This window comes from Streptomyces sp. NPDC030814, from assembly GCF_055572155.1.
On sequence record NZ_JBVIDX010000011.1, the window covers coordinates 192,478 to 209,590 of the forward strand.

The window sequence follows — 17,113 nt, forward strand, 5'->3', positions numbered from 1 at the left end:
GCTCGCGAGACCCCCGTACTCGCAAGACACCCGGCCGACTCCGCCGATGGCAACGGCCGGGGCCGCCACCCCCCACAGGAGAGGCCCCGACCGTCGCGCGGCACGGGCCGCGCGGCGACCCGTACTACCTACAGCGCCGCACCCCCGATTTCTGTCACACCTTGCCGGATCACGAGTTAGTTGCATGTTCTACGGACATGGACGTGCAGCGGTTTCACGCCGTAACGTGCCATTCGCGCCGGATCGCGGATGACGGAAGACCACCGCAACCATCCAGCGGTCCCGGGACCGCGGCAGTAATTCAGGAACGACGACGGCGAACGACCCGGTCCGCGTGAGCGGCGCCGGTCCAGGCGCAGAAGGGCGCGCGGTGCTGGGGGACGACGCGGAGCTGACCGCCGCGGTGCTTGCCGCACAGGACGGGGACGAGACCGCGTTCCGGACTGTGTACCGCGCCGTGCATCCACGGCTGCTCGGATACGTACGGACGCTCGTCGGCGATCCGGACGCGGAGGACGTCACCTCCGAGGCGTGGCTCCAGATTGCCCGCGACCTGGAGCGGTTCACCGGTGACGCCGACCGGTTCCGGGGCTGGGCCGCCCGGATCGCCCGCAACCGTGCGCTGGATCACATACGCATGCGTGGCCGCCGCCCCGCGATAGGCGGTGACGAGACCGAGCTGACCGGTCGGGCGGCCGAGTCCGACACGGCGGGTGAGGCGATGGAGGCACTCGCCACCGACCACGCGCTGTCCCTCATAGCCCAGCTGCCGCAGGACCAGGCCGAGGCCGTGGTGCTGCGGGTCGTGGTCGGGCTCGACGCCAAGACGGCCGCCGAGACACTGGGCAAGCGCGCGGGCGCCGTGCGCACGGCCGCGCACCGGGGACTCAAACGCCTCGCGGAGCTGATCGGGGAGAATCCGGAGACGGCCGCGCAGGCCGATCCGGAATCCGGCGACTCACTCGACGCCGTGCCCCCACCGAGAGAACCGCGTACCCGCGCGGCCACGTCCGCCGGTGTGACGCATACGCGTTCGCGGACGCAGAAGGACATGTGATGGCCGACGAGCAGTACAAGTGGCTGAACCGCGATGTGGCGGAGCGGCTGCTGCGTGGCGAGCCGCTCGAAGCCGTCGACCCCGACACCCGCGCCCGGGCCGACCGGCTCGCCGAGACGCTCGGCGCGCTGGCCGCCGAAGTCACCCCGGCGCCCGCGTCGAGCGCCGAACTGCCGGGCGAGGAAGCCGCGTTGTCCGCCTTCCGCACCGCCCGGAGCGCCCGCGCGTCGCAGCAGGACGAGGCCGCCGTGCCCGCCCGGGGCAGCCGTACCCACACCCCGGCGGCGGTGGCCGACGCCGGGCTCGTACGTCTCGGGCGGCCCGCCCCGGACGGCCGGCGGGCCCGTTGGGGCAGGCCCGTGCGTTTCGGGCTGGTCGCGTCGCTGGCGGCCGGCATGTTCAGCGGGGCCGTCCTGGCGGCGGGCAGCGGTGTCCTGGCGGGCTCCCTAGGGGGCGACGAACCGGAACCCCCCGTCTCCGTCTCCTCCCCCGCCGAGTCGCCGGACCGGCCACTGCTGTCGCCGTCGCCGGGCGAGGCAGCGGGGGGTGACACGGATGGCGGGGCGCGGGGCGAGCCCACACCGCGGGGCGGCACTTCGGGCGGGAACACCCCCGACAGCGGGGATTCCGGCGGTACGGCCGAGGACGGCACCGGGCGGAATCAGGGCGGCCTCACCCCGGAGTGGTGGAACAGCGTCCTCTCCGCCTGCCGCGACGTCCGCAACGGCAAGGACCTGGACGACGACCGCCGGCGCAGCCTGGAGGACGCGTCCGGCGGCAAGGGCGAGGGCCGGCTGAAGAAGTACTGCGACGGTGTCTTCGCGGGCAGTGGCAGGAACCCCGGCGACACGACCGACAAGGGCCGGGGCACCGGTGGTGGGTCGGATTCCGCCGGTTCGTCCGGCGCGGGGTCGAAGAACCGCTCCGGGCTCGACCCCGACGAGGACGGCGACTCCGACCGCGGCCGGGGCAACGGACACGGCAACGGCAAGAGTCATGGCCGGGGCAACGGCAGGAACAGCGGCGGCAAGGGCAACGGCCACCACAAGGGCGGCAAGGGCAACGGCGGCAACGGCCACCGGAGCCAGGGCGGCGCGGTGGCGATGATCGCAGGTGACCAGGGTGCGAGCCTGGCCGACGCGCCCTCTTACCGGGCCTGACCTGCGATTTCCCATCCAGTCAGAAATTTCTTCCCGTAGCGGGTAACACTTTTGGCCGCTCCGCCGCAGTAATGAGTGAGCCGACTGGTCATCGGCCGTCGCACAGAGCCGGGGTTCCCCCCGTACCTACGGCTCGTGCATCAGGCGCGGGCGGGACACGTTCCCCCGGTCCCGCCCGCGCCCCAATCCCCCGTTTCACCCCGTACTCCCAGCGACGCTTCCGGCGCCCTCCCGCTATGCGCCCTGTGACGCACCTCACTCGTCGCCGCTTCCCGGTCGTCCGTCAGCCGCCGCCTCGGCGCCGTCGGTTCGGCCCCGTCACCAGTGGACGACCACCTTGTCGCCGTTCCTGACCTGAGCGAACAGCTGGGCGATCGCCGCCTCGTCCCGGACGTTGACACAGCCGTGCGAGGCGCCGTAGTAGCCGCGGGCCGCGAAGTCGGACGAGTAGTGGACGGCCTGGCCGCCGCTGAAGAACATCGCGTACGGCATCGCCGTGTCGTACAGGGTCGACCAGTGGTCGCGGGACTTGAAGTAGACGCTGAAGACGCCTTCGCGGGTGGGCGTGTACTGCGAGCCGAAGCGCACCTCGACCGTCGTCAGCGTCTTGCCGTCCACCATCCAGCGCAGGGTGCGGCTCGTCTTGCTGATGCACAGCACCCGGCCGGTGAGACACCGTGGGTCCGGCGCCGCCGCCGGCTGGCCCCCGAACGCGTACAGGTCCCACTTGCCCGGCTCCCGCGTCATCCGCACCAGCCGCGCCCAGGTGACGGTGTCCGTCCGTCCCGTCCGCGGCAGCCCCCGCTTGCCCTGGAAGCCCTTCACGGCCTGTACGGTCAGATCGTCGTACGTCCCCGTCGGTCCGACGTGCAGCCATGCGACCTGCCGGAGACGGGCCTGGAGTTCGCGTACCTCGAACCCCTCGTCGCCGCGGGACCACAGGACCTTGGCCGGGACCGCGGGGGTGGGGTCGCCGCCGGGCGGCGCGGTTGTCGGGGCCGCCGGGCCGCCGGGTCCCTTTCCGCCCTTGTCGTCGTCCTCGTCTCCCGCCGTCTTGTCGCCGCCGTCCGCCGGAGGGCCGTCGCCCGGCGTGGCCGTCGCCTCGATGCGGACCGGCTGCCGCTGGTCGCCGTCGATCTCCACCACCTGGCCCGTGCAGCCACCGGCCACCACGATCGCCGCGAGCGCGGCCACAGATCTCCGCATGTCCCTGGTACGCATCCGGCTCCTCGTCGTCTCATGGCGCCGTCCCGCGGTCGCGCGGGCCCGGCCGTCAGCCGCGCCGGGCCTGCCGAAAGGCTGCCCCGCGTGACCCGTCGCGAACATCGGGGCATGGTTGTGAGCAAGGTCCCAGCAGGTGCCCCTCCACCGGGCGCACGGCCGCCGCTACAGTCCGTCGCGAGGGTCCGTCTGTACTAGCGAGTAACCAGCGAATGACCAAGCAACGCGGAGGCACACACCATGGCGCGCGAGTCGGAGTCCGGACTGCCCATCGAGCCGGTGTACGGACCGGAGGCTCTCGAGGGCTGGGATCCGGCGGACAAGCTGGGTGAGCCGGGCACGTACCCGTTCACCCGTGGTGTGTACCCGTCCATGTACACGGGCCGGCCGTGGACCATGCGGCAGTACGCCGGTTTCGGTACGGCGGTGGAGTCCAACGCCCGTTACAAGCAGCTCATCGCCAACGGCACGATGGGTCTGTCGGTCGCGTTCGACCTGCCGACCCAGATGGGCCACGACTCCGACGCCCCGATCGCGCACGGCGAGGTCGGCAAGGTCGGTGTGGCGATCGACTCCATCGACGACATGCGGGTGCTGTTCGACGGCATCCCGCTGGACAAGGTCTCCACGTCGATGACGATCAACGCCCCCGCCTCGCTGCTGCTCCTGCTGTACCAACTCGTCGCGGAGGAGCAGGGGGTCAGCGCCGACCAGCTGACCGGCACGATCCAGAACGACGTGCTGAAGGAGTACATCGCGCGCGGCACGTACATCTTCCCGCCCAAGCCGTCGCTGCGGCTGATCGCGGACATCTTCAAGTACTGCAAGGCCGAGATCCCCAAGTGGAACACCATCTCGATCTCCGGCTACCACATGGCCGAGGCGGGTGCCTCCCCGGCGCAGGAGATCGCGTTCACCCTCGCCGACGGCATCGAGTACGTGCGCACTGCCGTCGCGGCCGGGATGGACGTCGACGACTTCGCGCCCCGGCTGTCGTTCTTCTTCGTCGCCCGGACGACGATCCTGGAGGAGGTCGCCAAGTTCCGTGCCGCGCGCCGCATCTGGGCGCGGGTGATGCGTGAGGAGTTCGGCGCGAAGAACCCCAAGTCGCTGATGCTGCGCTTCCACACCCAGACCGCGGGTGTCCAGCTGACCGCCCAGCAGCCCGAGGTGAACCTCGTGCGGGTCGCCGTCCAGGGCCTCGCGGCGGTGCTGGGCGGAACGCAGTCGCTGCACACCAACTCCTTCGACGAGGCGATCGCCCTGCCCACCGACAAGTCGGCCCGGCTGGCCCTGCGCACCCAGCAGGTGCTGGCCTACGAGACGGACGTGACGGCGACGGTCGACCCCTTCGCCGGCTCCTACGTCATCGAGAAGATGACCGACGACGTCGAAGCCGCCGCGGTCGAGCTGATGCGGAAGGTCGAGGACCTCGGCGGCGCGGTCGCCGCGATCGAGCACGGCTTCCAGAAGAACGAGATCGAGCGCAGCGCCTACCGGATCGCCCAGGAGACCGACTCCGGCGAACGCGTCGTCGTCGGTGTCAACCGCTTCCAGCTCGACGAGGAGGAGCCCTACGAGCCGCTGCGCGTCGACCCCGCGATCGAGGCTCAGCAGGCGCAGCGCCTCGCCAGGCTCCGCGCCGAGCGGGACCAGGCGGCCGTCGACAGCGCCCTCGCCGACCTGAAGAAGGCCGCGGAGGGGACCGACAACGTCCTCTACCCCATGCGGGAGGCGCTCAAGGCCCGCGCCACGGTCGGCGAGGTCTGCAACGCGCTCCGCGAGGTGTGGGGGACGTACGTGCCGTCGGACGCCTTCTGACCTGCGGGGCACATTGTCGTACCTCCGTGCCACAATGCGGCCCATGTTCGGAGTCGTCGACCTTCCCACCTATCTGGCGGGCCTCGTCCTGATCGTCCTGCTGCCCGGCCCCAACTCCCTGTACGTGCTGTCCGTCGCCGCCCGGCGGGGCATCCGTACGGGGTACCGGGCCGCGGCGGGCGTGTGGTGCGGGGACACCGTGCTGATGACCCTGTCGGCGGCTGGGGTGGCCTCGCTGCTGCAGGCCAACGCCGTGCTGTTCGGGATCGTGAAGTACGCGGGCGCCGGATATCTGACGTGGCTCGCGGTCGGCATGCTGCGGGCCGCGTGGGGCATGTGGCGCAGCCGGCGGCAGGCGGTGGCCGAGGCGGCGGGCGGGGAGACCGTGGAAGGGGAACGGCCCTTCCGGCGGGCGCTGGTCATCAGCCTGCTCAACCCCAAGGCGATCCTCTTCTTCGTCGCCTTCTTCGTGCAGTTCGTGGACCCGGCGTACGCCTACCCCGCGCTCTCCTTCGTGGTCCTCGGCGCCCTCGCCCAGCTCGCCAGCGTGCTGTATCTGACCGCCCTGATATGCGGCGGCACCAAGCTGGCCGCCGCCTTCCGCCGCCGCAAGCGGCTGTCGGCCGGGGCGACCTCGGCGGCGGGCGCGCTGTTCCTGGGCTTCGCGGTCAAGCTGTCGCTGGCCGGCGGCGCCTGAGGGGGCTGTCCCGTGATCCCGGGCGTCGTGCGCCCGCCGGGGATCAGCCCTCAGGGAGTCACGGCGCTGCGGACGAGGCCCACGCGGGCCGCGTACCGGCGCAGGCCGCTCGCCGTCCCGCCCGCCCAGCCGACGTAGCCGTCCGGGCGGACGAGGAAGACCCCGGTGCCGTACGCCTCGTAGGACGGTATGCGGACCGGTGGGACCTCCCGTAGCTCCGGGAGGTCCGTGGCCTCGGTGCCGACCGTGAGCAGCGTCCAGTGCGGGCCGCGGAAGGCGTCGAAGAGACGTACGCCGCCACGCCGGCCGTCGGGTGCGCGGTCGCCGGCGCGGAGGGCGTCCGGGGGGAGGCTCTCGCGGGTGTCGACGCTGAGGGAGGCACCCCGGTAGCCGAGGCCGAGCTGGCGGGTGGCGCGGCCCCGGCGCTCCTCGCCCCGGTGGACCCGCGTGGACAGACCGAGCACGGCCGCGGCCACCGGTCGCCGCTCCTCCTCGTAGGTGTCCAGCAGGGTCTCGTCGGTGCCGCCGCGCAGCACCGCCCCCAGCTTCCACCCCAGGTTGTAGGCGTCCTGCACGCTGGTGTTGAGACCCTGGCCCCCGGCGGGCGAGTGGACGTGCGCGGCGTCCCCGGCGAGGAACACGCGTCCCTCGCGGAAACGGTCCGCGAGCGCGGCCCGGGGCCGGAAATCGGACGCCCAGCGCACCTCCGTCACCTCCCCGGCCGCGAGGTGCGAGCGGGCGGCGACCACCTTGCGGATGCCGTCGGGAGACAGGTCCACCACGGTCCGGGGGTCGGGGAAGTTGGCGACCAGCTGGAAGTCGTCGGTACCGGGGAGCGGGCAGATCGCCATGAAGCCGCCGGTCAGGGAGCCTGGGCGGGCGGGTCGCGCCGCTCCCGCCGGGTCCGCGCCCAGGGCGCCGTCCGGTTCGGCCGCGGGCGGGAACACATGCCAGTTGTCGCGATCGAGGGACGGGATGCGTACGTCGGCCACCAGGGTCGGTGTGGGGTCCACGGTCTCGCCGGTCATGCCGATGCCGAGGAGGCGGCGGACGGTGGACCGGCCCCCGTCGGCGGCGACGGCGTAGCGGGCGCGGACCCCGGGGCCGTGGGCGAAGGACGCCGTGACGCCGTCGGGGTCCTGGACCAGTCCCACCAGCTCGCGGTCGAAGACCACGTCGCCGCCCAGCTCCCGCAGCCGGGCCAGCAGGATCTCCTGCGTACGCCACTGCGGGATCAGCCAGGGGCCCGGGCAGGGCTCGGCCTCCGTCGGTTCCACGTCGTCGAACATCCGGTGCTCGCCCTGTCGGCGTCCGAGGCTCCAGATCATGCCGACGGGTGCGGGGCCGCCGGCGGCGAGGACCGCGTCGAGGACGCCGAGGTCGTCCATGACCTCCAGCGTGCGCGGCTGCATGCCCTTGCCGCGCGACCCGGGGAACAGGGCTGCGGCCCGCTCCACCAGCAGGGCGCGGATACCGCGGCGGGTCAGGTCGACCGCGAGGGCGAGGCCGGTGGGGCCCGCGCCGACGATCAGGACGTCCGTGGTGTGCGGGGTTTCATTCATACGAGCTTTCCTTAACGGTGTTAAGTGCCGAGGGGTGACAGCATGCGCTTAACGCCGTTAAGCTGTCAATGTGGTTCCCAGGAAATCCCCGAAGCTGGACAAGAAGCAGGTCGCCGAGACGGCCCTGCGGTTGCTGAACGAGGTCGGCCTGGAGGGGCTGAGCCTCCGGGTGATCGCCAAGGAGCTCGACGTCCAGGCACCCGCGTTGTACTGGCACTTCAAGAACAAGCAGGACCTGCTGGACGAGATGGCGACCGAGATGGTCCGCCGGATGGCGGCGGACTGGGCCGGGATGCCGTCAGGCGGGACAGCGGGCTCCGTGAGCGGGGACGCCGTGGAGGGCGGGGGCGTCGACTGGCAGGAGGGGCTGCGGGCGCGCATGCGGGGCATGCGGGAGCATCTGCTGCGCTACCGCGACGGCGCGAAGGTGTACAGCGGCACGCGCTTCACCGACATGTCGTACGCCGAGCCCATGGAGGCGCATCTGCGGATGCTCACGGCGGCGGGGTTCAGCCCTGCGGGTGCCGCACGGGCCTGGCTCACGGCGTACAGCTACACGATCGGGTACGTCATCGAGGAACAGGCGATGGGGCCGGATCCGGTGGGGGGTGCGGAGGGGTACGACCTCGCTGCGCGCGCCGAGCGGTTGGAGGGGTTCCCGCTGGCGGCGGAGGCGGGCTGGGAGATCTTCCAGGACCATGAACAGGGCTTCGAGGCGGGGCTGGAGGCGGTCCTCGTGGGGATCGGAGCGACGTTGAGGAAGGCGGGGGAGTAACCGGCCGCGCCCGACCTGTGCCGAGGGCCGGCAGCCCTCAAGGGGACGCGGGGGAGCGGGCCGGGTCCGCCCTGAGGGGCGCAGCCCCGAATGGGGCGCGGGGAACCGCGCGACCAGCCACACTCCGCCCGCGGTTCACCCCCGCACGGCAGCGCCCCCTGCTTCTCTCTACTTCCCCGGCCCCCTCCGAGCCCGTGCCCTTCGAATCGCCCTGGTCACCACCGGCGGCAACAGGTCCACGGCCAGTCGGCGGGCACCGCTCCGGGGCGGCCGGGGCCGCGGCTGCGGCTGTGCGGCGGTGGCCGCAGGCCCGGTCCGATCGGTCGGCTCGGGAGGCGTCCAGTGGCGGGACTTGGGGAAGGCCGGGGCCTTCATGCCCTTGGACTTGAGGCGGATGATGCGGTGGCCGGCGGCCCGCTGGTTGCTGAGGTGGCAGTCGTCGCGCCCGGCGACCATCTCCAGCAGGGCCTCCTGGAGCGGCTCGGGGTCGTCCCAGGTGCCGTAGAGCTTCTGGGTGCTCAGGCAGATGGGGTTCAGGCCCCGGTTGAGGACGGCCTCCCAGGCGGCGATCGACACCCCGGGGGTGTGCTCGGAGCGGAAGTCGTCGAGGACGACGACGCCGCCGGGGAGCAGGATGTCGCGGGCGGCGGTGATGTCGCCCCGGACGTGCTCGTAGAGGTGGGACGCGTCGATGTGCACGAAACGGCACGAGCGCGGCTTGACCTCGCCGGGGACGATCGAACTGGGCCCTTGCAGGACGCGGGGCAGCTCGCCGTGGAAGGCGAGGTAGTTCGCCTCGAAGGCCCGACGGGTCAGTGTGCTGCGGTACGACTTGGTGGCCTCCGCCGCGTTGGCGTCGTCGGGGGCGTCGCTCTCGAAGAGGTCGCAGACCGTGTAGGCCTCGCCCTCCTGGAGGTGGCGGCCGAGGAAGACGGCGCTCTTGCCCATGTAGACGCCGACTTCCAGGAGGTCACCCCGCTCACCCGCGGCCTCCTGCCGGTCGAGGAACCAGTCGAAGAGGAGTTGGTCGAGCACCGGGAACCAGCCGGGGACGTCGTCGAGTTCCCGGGGTAGCCGGATCGTGCCTTGTTCAGAGGTCATTTCAGAGGTCATGAGAACGGAAGACTCTCTTGCGTCGACGAGGCGAACAGGCGAACGGGCCAGGAACCTATGAGAAGCCCCTGACCCGGTCAAGGATGCTGCGGAGCCTCTCCGCGCAGGCCGTTTCGAACCCCTGACCTGGGTGAACACTGGGACAATTTCGGGTTCAACGACGGCGTCCCTGAAGTGACGCGCGCAGCCGTGGCTGCAGCGGCCGTTCGACCCCGTGGTGGAGCAGCCACGCGAGCAGCAGCATCAGCGCCACGGTGACCGCGAGCGTCAGCGAGGAGGACAGGCCCAGCTCCTGGTGCAGCGCCTGCACCACCGGCCAGCCCAGATGCTCGTGGACCAGGTAGAAGGGGTAGGTCAGCGCGCCGGCGGTGGTCAGCCAGCGCCAGTTCACCCAGTCGAGCCGGCCCAGCGCCACCGCGCCGACGGCCACGAAGCCGAGGGTGACGGCGAGAACGATGCCCAGTTGGGGGCGGTACGAGAAGAAGGCGTCGTTCGGCGCGTGCCACATGTCCCGGACCGTGTGGTACTGGCTCAGCAGCAGACTGAAGGCCACGATCAGCCAGGCGGTGGTGTCGCGGCGGTCCCGGTGCACCAGGTAGAGGCCGATGCCGCCGATGAACAGCGACGCGTACTCCGGCATCAGCACCAGCTGCAGGAACGGTTCCCTTGAGGCCTCGGCCAGGGTCGCGGCCAGTGTCCAGCCGCCGCAGAACCAGATGACCCGTCTCCGGGTCACCCCGGGCAGGACGACGCACAGCGCGAACAGGACGTAGAACCGGACCTCCGCCCACAGCGTCCAGCACACCCCGAGGACGCGGTCCGCGCCCAGCGGCATCTGCAGCATGGTCAGGTTGACCAGGAACTCGCTCGCCGACACCCGCGCGAACGTCATGCCCGGCAGGGCGAGGACCGCCGCGACGAGGACGACCGCCACCCAGTACGCGGGCAGCAGCCGGGCCGCGCGGGACGCGAGGAACGACTGGACCGAACGCCCCCAGCCGCTGGCGCAGATGACGAAACCGCTGATCACGAAGAACGCCTGCACGCCCGCCCAGCCGTAGGCGAACCAGCTGTGCGCGGTCGGGAACTGCGCGGCGGGCGAGGACCCCCACGCCTTCCCGATCTCCCCGTCGCGGCCTCCGTAGTGGTAGGCCGCGACCGAGAGAGCGGCGAGGAGCCGCAGCCCGTCGAGGGCGTACAGCCGGGGCGCGGGACGATGTGCGCCGCGCGCCCCGGCTGTCCCCGGGGCCGCGGCAGGGGTGGGACGTGCGGTGGTGCTCGCCTCCGGTGAGAGCGTCGGAAGCGTCGTGCTCTTCGCGGTCACCCCGCGCTCACCCCAAGGTCGCCCGCTTGAAGGACCTGGCCCGGCGCGCGACTCTTCGCACGGTCGCGTTGCGCGGGATGAACGCGAGCTGGACCGGGATACCGCCGGGCAGACCCAGCGAGGTGAGGCGGCGCCGCTTGAAGTAGCGCAGGGCATGGGTGCTCAGATGCCGCGTCAGATACGACTCGGCCTCCGTGCGCAGCGACGGGTAGATCTTGGACTGCATGGCGTACCCCACCGCGCGGACCAGCCGGTTGAGGTCCGCCACGGTCATGCCGGGCTTCTGCGCGGCCACCGCCGCCCGGTCGCCCAGCTCCGGCAGCAGCGCGTCCACGACGGTGACCGGCACCCGGTTGCTGTTCTCGTACGGCGCGAGCCGTTCCAGCAGGGTCCCGGTGCCGACCCGGGCCACCGGCAGACCGTACAGCGCGGAGGCGGTGAGCAGGGCCGTGGAGAAGCAGCCGACCACCAGCGCCGGACGCATCCGCTGGTAGAGCACCTCGGCGAGGACCGGCGTGTCGAGCACCATGAGGTCGGCGCCGAGCCGCTCCGCCTCCTTCTCCAGCCCGCGCGACCAGCGCGCCGGAGCGCTGGGGTGCGGCTTGAACACCACCCGGGTGTGCCCGAGCGCCACCGCGCCCTTCAGCATCCGTACGTGGAGGTCCTCCTCCTCCTCGGCGGTGAGGATGCCGAGCGCGGAGAGGTACTGGCCGAGCATCAGCGCCGGCTCCTCGACGGCGGGCAGCGCGTCACCGGTGTCGACCAGTTCGGCGAGGACCTTCACGAAGGCGTCCGTCGGCACGATCTGGGCCGGGACGCCGAACTCGGTCAGCAGGAGCGGCTCCAGGCCCGGCACCAGGTCCAGATGGAGCAGCCGGTCGATACGGGTGCCGACCAGCGGGTCGATCTTGTTGCGGGTGGGGCCGTAGCTCATCAGGCCGTCCGCGTACACGGTGACGGGCGCGCCGGTGAAGATCTGGGTGAAGCCGAGCGCCGGGTGGACCTGGATGGACTCCACCGCCAGCTCGACGTCGTCGTCGCCGAGGCCCCACAGCAGCCGCAGATGCCGTTCCCACAGGGGCACGTCGTCCAGGCGCGGGGACCAGCCGCCGGGATGGAACGGGGAGATGGTCTCGTTCCAGGAGATGATGTCGTCGAAGCGGGCGCCAAGCCGCTCGAAGCCGGGCATCTCGTCCAGGGCGGGGGTCGTCTCCGGCGTCGCCGCGTTGTTGGAGATCAACAGGATGCGCCGGTCGGCCGGGCGGAAGCACTCGGTGTCCAGGGCGGCGGCCAGAGTGGCCGTGCCGTACAGCGTGGACGCCATGAAGATCTGCGTGGTCACGCGGCGACCCCCGTCGAGGCGGGACGGCGGCGCAGCCGGCGAAGCCGCGTCGCGCGCTGGACGTCCATGGAGTCGAGCGCCTCGTCCAGCACGCCCTGCGGCATTCGGCGCAGCGCGACCGCGCTCATCGACTTCAGTTTCCGTGCCACCGCCGGCTCGAACCTTTCGATGGATCCCAAATGGTGGGAGATGATCGCGCAATACGTGCGCACGGCCTTGGGGAGGAGTTTGTCCGCGTCCCGGTCCTTCGCGGTTTCCGCGATGACCTGGTCGAATGCGCGAATGAAATCCAGCTGGCGTACGTCACCGATCTGGGTGAGGGAAGAGGACACTCCGCGCCGGTAGAAGACACCCAGCAGACCCACCGTCGCGAAGGATTCCGCCTCCCGGTGCAGCTTCCAGATCCAGGGCCGGTCCTCCGCCGTACGCAGCCCGTGGGTGAAGTGCAGCAACCCCCGCTCGACCAGCCGGCGGTGGTAGACGCCCGCCCAGGCGTACGCGTAGTCGACGGAGGTGGAGCGGTCCGCCGGAAGGATCGCGTCACGCGGGTTCATCACCACGCCCCGCCGCCCGTTGGGCACCCGGTGGACCGAACGGGCCCGCGCGGTGCACTGAACATGGTCCGTACGGACGAAGTCGCAGCCCAACTCCTCGATGGCGGATACCAGTTGAGGGTAGTAGCCGGGGGCGAGCCAGTCGTCCCCGTCGAGGAACGTCAGGTACTCGCCGCGGGCCTTGTCGATGCCCGTGTTGCGCGCGGTCGCCAGTCCTCCGTTCTGCTCGTGTCTGACATACACGGCGCCCGGCAGCTCGCGCTCCGCGCGCGCGAGGATGTCCGGTGTCCCGTCGCGCGAGCAGTCGTCGACGAGAATGAATTCGAAGTCCTCACGCGCGTTCGCTCTGAGGCTCTTCAGGGTGTCGGGCGCGTATTGCTGCACGTTGTAGAACGGCACGATGACGGAGAGCTTGACCACCCCTGTGACGTTAGGCGGCCCTCCGGCATTCGTCTTGACCACCCGCTTGATGCCAGGTGAACGACGCGTGGCGGTACCGTGAACCAGGCGCATTTCCCGGCGTTCCACGGCCCGATTCGCTATTCGTCGACGCGCTGTTAACCCTTTGTTGCATTCGGGTTGGGCCGATCAACGGAATCCCTTCCTAGCGTCTTCGATGTGCCAGCAAGTGCTACGAACAGCCTGCGAGTCGCCGTTCTCGCCGATTCCGACACCCGGTGGAAATGGGGCGCGCTCACCGCGAGCCGCCTCGCCCCCGAGGGCGCGGACATCCGCCTGGACGGCTTCCTCCTGCGCGGCCGTGCCACCCCCACCGCCCGCCAGCTCCAGGAGGTCGGTGTCCGCCCCGACTCCCTGCGCGAGGTGACGGGCGTCGAGTTCCTGCGCGCCCTCGGCGCACCGGAGGCGGCAGAGTCGTACGACGTCCTCGTGCTGGCCCTCGTGGGCGGCGGCGTCCAGGCGATGCTGCACGGCCTGCGGCACGCCTGGGGCGCCCGGAGCAGGCGGCCCGTCGTCGTCACCGGCTATGTCGGTGTCGTCTACGAGAAGCTCGCCGACGGTCTGCTCCTGCGGCACGGCGCGGACATCGTCCTCGCCAACTCCCGTCAGGACGCGGAGCGTTTCCGCGCCGTGTACGAGGGGGTCGGGGCCGACGCCTCCTCGGTCACCGAGGTCGCGCTGCCCTTCCTCGGCGGCAAGCCGTACGAGGGCGCGAACGACCCCTCGGCGCAGCCGGGGGGCAGGCCCTACACGGTCGTCTTCGCGGTCCAGCCGTCCGTCCCGGACAACCGCAAGGACCGTACGTACCTGCTGAACCGGCTCATCCAGCACGCCAGGCTGCACCCGGACCGCCAGGTCCTGCTGAAGCTGCGCTCCAAGCCGGGCGAGCACACCACGCACATCGAGGAACTGCCCTACCAGAAGCTGGCACAGAAGACCGATCTGCCACCCAACTTCCGCCTGGTCTACGGGCACATGGGCGAGATCCTCGACACCACCGACCTACTCGTCACCATCAGCTCCACGGCCGCCCTGGAGTCGCTGCACCGCCGGATCCCCACCGTGGTCCTCACCGACCTCGGGATCCGCGAGGCCCTCGGCAACCACCACTTCGTCGGCTCCGGATGCCTGGCCTCCTGGGACCAGCTGGACGCCGGGCACGAGCCGGCGCCCGACCCCGACTGGGTGGCCCGGCAGGGCGTCGCCGCCGGGGACACCCCCGCCGGGGAAGGCTCGTACGCCACCGCCTTCGACGCCGCCCGCGACCGCATCGCCAAGCTGGTCGCCGCCGAACTCCCGCCCCTCACGCCGTACTACACCCCCGTCACCGCGCCCGGCTATCTGCCCGGCATCCTCGCCCGCCACAACCTCGGTCCCGACGGCAGCCCGCTGCCGGGGGCACCCGCCGCCGACCGGCAGGCCGGACCCGTACGGCAGATCGTGCGCCGGGCGGCGCGCGGCGCCTACCGGCACGGGGTGCAGCGCGTGGCACCCGTCATCCGGCGGATGGGGGAGCTGTGAGCCGCCACCCGTCGTCCTCGCAAGGAGCTCCATTGATGTCCCACCAGGAAGCGGACCGAGCGCCCTCCGTACGCCGCGTCCTCGCCGTCATCCCCGCCCGCGGCGGCTCCAAGGGCGTCCCCGCGAAGAACCTCGCCCCCGTCGGCGGTGTGCCCCTGGTGGCCCGCGCGGTCCGCGAGTGCAGGGCCGCCCGGCTGGTGACCGACGTCGTCGTCTCCACCGACGACCACGCCATCGCCGCCGCCGCCCGCGAGTCCGGCGCCGAGGTCGTCCTGCGCCCCGCCGCCATCGCCGGCGACACCGCCACCTCCGAGGCCGCCGTCCTGCACGCCCTCGACGCCCACGAGGCACTCCACGGCGCCGCCGTCGACGTGGTCCTCCTCGTCCAGTGCACCAGCCCGTTCATCCTCCGCGAGGACATCGACGGCGTGGCCCGCGCCGTCGTCGAACACGGCGCCGACACGGCGCTCACGGTCGCCCCGTTCCACGGCTTCATCTGGCGGGACACGGCGGACGAGTTCACCGGCGGCGACGCGAACCGCGTCGGCGCGTCGGCGGTCGGCGGCGCGGCGACGCACGCGGAGGCCGACACCACCCACGCCGGCTCCGGCACCGGTCCCGAGCCAGGGGGCGACGGCCACCTCGAGCCCGCCGACACCGAAACCGGCGGTTACGGCGTCAACCACGACAAGTCGTTCCGACCCCGCCGTCAGGACCGCCCCCAGGACCTGCTGGAGACCGGTGCCGCCTACGCCATGGACGCGGCCGGACTCCGCAAGCACCAGCACCGCTTCTTCGGCCGTACGGAACTCGTCCGCACCGACCCCGCGCGGGTCCTGGAGATCGACGACCCGCACGACCTCGCCCGCGCCCAGGCCCTCGCGCCGCTCTTCGACGCGAACCGGCCCGGCGCCCTCCCCACCTACGACGACATCGACGCCGTAGTCCTCGACTTCGACGGCACCCAGACCGATGACCGGGTGCTGATCGACTCCGACGGACGGGAGTTCGTCTCCGTGCACCGCGGCGACGGACTCGGCATCGCGGCCCTCCGCAGGAGCGGCCTGAAGATGCTGATCCTGTCCACGGAACAGAATCCGGTCGTGGCCGCCCGGGCCCGGAAGCTGCAGATCCCGGTGCTCCACGGCATCGACCGGAAGGACCTCGCCCTGAAGCAGTGGTGCGAGGAACAGGGCATCGCGCCCGAGCGCGTGCTCTACGTCGGCAACGACGTCAACGACCTCCCGTGCTTCGCCCTCGTGGGCTGGCCCGTGGCGGTCGGCAGCGCCCACGACGTCGTGCGCGGCGCCGCACGCGCGGTCACCACCGTCCCCGGTGGCGAAGGCGCGATCCGGGAGATCGCCGGCTGGATCCTCGGTCCCTCTCTCGACTCTCTCGACCCCCTCGACAAGTAAGGAACGTTCCGCCATGTCTGCCATCAACTCCCGCCTCCGCACCTTCGGTACCGAGCGCATCGCCGGCCCCGGCCAGCCCGTCTACATCTGCGGCGAGATCGGCATCAACCACAACGGCGAGCTGGAGAACGCCTTCAAGCTGATCGACGTCGCCGCCGAGGCCGGCTGCGACGCCGTCAAGTTCCAGAAGCGCACCCCCGAGATCTGCACCCCCCGCGACCAGTGGGACATCGAGCGCGACACCCCCTGGGGCCGCATGACCTACATCGACTACCGCCACCGCGTGGAGTTCGGTGAGGACGAGTACCGCCAGATCGACGCGTACTGCAAGGAGAAGGGCATCGCCTGGTTCGCCTCCCCGTGGGACACCGAGGCCGTCGCCTTCCTGGAGAAGTTCGACGTCCCCGCCCACAAGGTGGCCTCCGCCTCCCTGACCGACGACGAGCTGCTGCGCGCGCTCCGCGCCACGGGCCGCACGATCATCCTCTCCACCGGTATGTCCACCCCGAAGCAGATCCGCCACGCGGTCGAGGTCCTCGGCTCGGACAACATCCTGCTCTGCCACGCCACCTCGACGTACCCGGCGAAGGCCGAGGAGCTGAACCTCCGCGTCATCAACACCCTCCAGGCCGAGTACCCGAACGTCCCGATCGGCTACTCCGGCCACGAGACGGGCCTGCAGACCACACTCGCCGCGGTCGCCCTCGGCGCCACCTTCGTCGAGCGCCACATCACCCTCGACCGCGCGATGTGGGGCTCCGACCAGGCCGCCTCCGTCGAGCCGCAGGGCCTCACCCGCCTGGTCCGCGACATCCGCACCATCGAGGCCTCCCTCGGCGACGGCGTCAAGAAGGTCTACGACTCCGAGCTCGGCCCCATGAAGAAGCTGCGCCGTGTCACCGGCGTCGTCGCCGAGGCGGAGATCGCGGCGGCCGCGGGCGAGCCGGTCGGCGTCTGACCGCTGCCGCCGCAGCTGCGGGCAGTCGCGCCGCCGGGGTGGCACGGGTGGGCGCGGCGGCACCCTGCACGCGCAGGCGAGCGAAACCCACCCACCCCCAGAAGATCCGTACTCACGGAAGCGACGGTCGTACG

Annotated in this window: 14 protein-coding genes; 8 read left to right on the forward strand and 6 right to left on the reverse strand. The window is 71.6% G+C overall.

Features of this window, described 5'->3' with window-relative positions:
- The first annotated feature begins 370 nt into the window (after nucleotides 1-370).
- Both ACZ43N_RS23895 and ACZ43N_RS23900 read left to right on the forward strand, forming a co-directional pair.
- A complete protein-coding gene (locus ACZ43N_RS23895; RefSeq protein ID WP_468100199.1) occupies nucleotides 371-1,057 on the forward strand; it encodes an RNA polymerase sigma factor in 687 nt (228 codons plus the stop codon).
- Entirely contained in the window at nucleotides 1,057-2,217 is a 1,161-nt protein-coding gene (locus ACZ43N_RS23900; RefSeq protein ID WP_468100201.1) for a hypothetical protein, read from the forward strand. The genes ACZ43N_RS23895 and ACZ43N_RS23900 overlap by 1 nt, the downstream gene beginning before the upstream one ends.
- Before the next feature lie 318 nt (nucleotides 2,218-2,535).
- On the opposite strand, the gene ACZ43N_RS23905 is transcribed toward ACZ43N_RS23900, so the two are convergent.
- Entirely contained in the window at nucleotides 2,536-3,438 is a 903-nt protein-coding gene (locus ACZ43N_RS23905) for a L,D-transpeptidase family protein (protein WP_468100203.1), read from the reverse strand.
- Nucleotides 3,439-3,678: 240 nt separating this feature from the next.
- On the opposite strand from ACZ43N_RS23905, the gene ACZ43N_RS23910 reads away from it, so the two are divergent.
- Both ACZ43N_RS23910 and leuE read left to right on the forward strand, forming a co-directional pair.
- Nucleotides 3,679-5,259 carry an acyl-CoA mutase large subunit family protein gene (locus ACZ43N_RS23910; RefSeq protein WP_468100204.1) on the forward strand — a complete coding sequence of 527 codons (1,581 nt, stop codon included), beginning with the start codon at nucleotides 3,679-3,681 and terminating at the stop codon, nucleotides 5,257-5,259.
- A gap of 43 nt (nucleotides 5,260-5,302) precedes the next feature.
- The gene (gene leuE / locus ACZ43N_RS23915; RefSeq protein ID WP_468100205.1) at nucleotides 5,303-5,956 is read left to right on the forward strand and encodes a leucine efflux protein LeuE; all 654 of its coding nucleotides are present in this window, start codon (nucleotides 5,303-5,305) and stop codon (nucleotides 5,954-5,956) included.
- Nucleotides 5,957-6,006: 50 nt separating this feature from the next.
- Here leuE and ACZ43N_RS23920 read toward each other — a convergent pair whose 3' ends face one another.
- Nucleotides 6,007-7,518 carry an FAD-dependent oxidoreductase gene (locus tag ACZ43N_RS23920; RefSeq protein WP_468100206.1) on the reverse strand — a complete coding sequence of 504 codons (1,512 nt, stop codon included), beginning with the start codon at nucleotides 7,516-7,518 and terminating at the stop codon, nucleotides 6,007-6,009.
- A 70-nt stretch (nucleotides 7,519-7,588) separates the two neighbouring features.
- Between ACZ43N_RS23920 and ACZ43N_RS23925 the strand changes: the two genes are divergently transcribed.
- Nucleotides 7,589-8,293 (forward strand): TetR/AcrR family transcriptional regulator C-terminal domain-containing protein, encoded by a 705-nt coding sequence (locus ACZ43N_RS23925; RefSeq protein ID WP_468100207.1) that lies wholly within the window; start codon nucleotides 7,589-7,591, stop codon nucleotides 8,291-8,293.
- Between the two features lie 168 nt (nucleotides 8,294-8,461).
- Here the strand turns inward: ACZ43N_RS23925 and ACZ43N_RS23930 are convergent, their stop codons facing one another.
- From ACZ43N_RS23930 to ACZ43N_RS23945, 4 genes are all read right to left on the reverse strand, one after another.
- Nucleotides 8,462-9,394, reverse strand: a complete 933-nt coding sequence (locus tag ACZ43N_RS23930) for a class I SAM-dependent methyltransferase (protein ID WP_468100209.1) — start codon at nucleotides 9,392-9,394, stop codon at nucleotides 8,462-8,464.
- A gap of 166 nt (nucleotides 9,395-9,560) precedes the next feature.
- A complete protein-coding gene (locus tag ACZ43N_RS23935) occupies nucleotides 9,561-10,730 on the reverse strand; it encodes an acyltransferase family protein (RefSeq protein WP_468100210.1) in 1,170 nt (389 codons plus the stop codon).
- A gap of 7 nt (nucleotides 10,731-10,737) precedes the next feature.
- Entirely contained in the window at nucleotides 10,738-12,072 is a 1,335-nt protein-coding gene (locus ACZ43N_RS23940) for an alpha-2,8-polysialyltransferase family protein (RefSeq protein WP_468100211.1), read from the reverse strand.
- Entirely contained in the window at nucleotides 12,069-13,046 is a 978-nt protein-coding gene (locus ACZ43N_RS23945) for a glycosyltransferase family 2 protein (RefSeq protein ID WP_468100212.1), read from the reverse strand. The genes ACZ43N_RS23940 and ACZ43N_RS23945 overlap by 4 nt, the downstream gene beginning before the upstream one ends.
- 198 nt (nucleotides 13,047-13,244) lie before the next feature.
- On the opposite strand from ACZ43N_RS23945, the gene ACZ43N_RS23950 reads away from it, so the two are divergent.
- From ACZ43N_RS23950 to ACZ43N_RS23960, 3 genes are read left to right on the forward strand one after another with little or no spacing between them, the layout of a single operon-like run.
- Nucleotides 13,245-14,606: a DUF6716 putative glycosyltransferase gene (locus tag ACZ43N_RS23950; protein WP_468100214.1), complete on the forward strand. Its 1,362-nt coding sequence runs from the start codon at nucleotides 13,245-13,247 to the stop codon at nucleotides 14,604-14,606.
- A 35-nt stretch (nucleotides 14,607-14,641) separates the two neighbouring features.
- Entirely contained in the window at nucleotides 14,642-16,021 is a 1,380-nt protein-coding gene (locus tag ACZ43N_RS23955) for a cytidylyltransferase domain-containing protein (protein ID WP_468100216.1), read from the forward strand.
- A gap of 13 nt (nucleotides 16,022-16,034) precedes the next feature.
- Entirely contained in the window at nucleotides 16,035-16,979 is a 945-nt protein-coding gene (locus tag ACZ43N_RS23960; RefSeq protein WP_468100217.1) for an N-acetylneuraminate synthase family protein, read from the forward strand.
- Nucleotides 16,980-17,113: the final 134 nt, after the last annotated feature.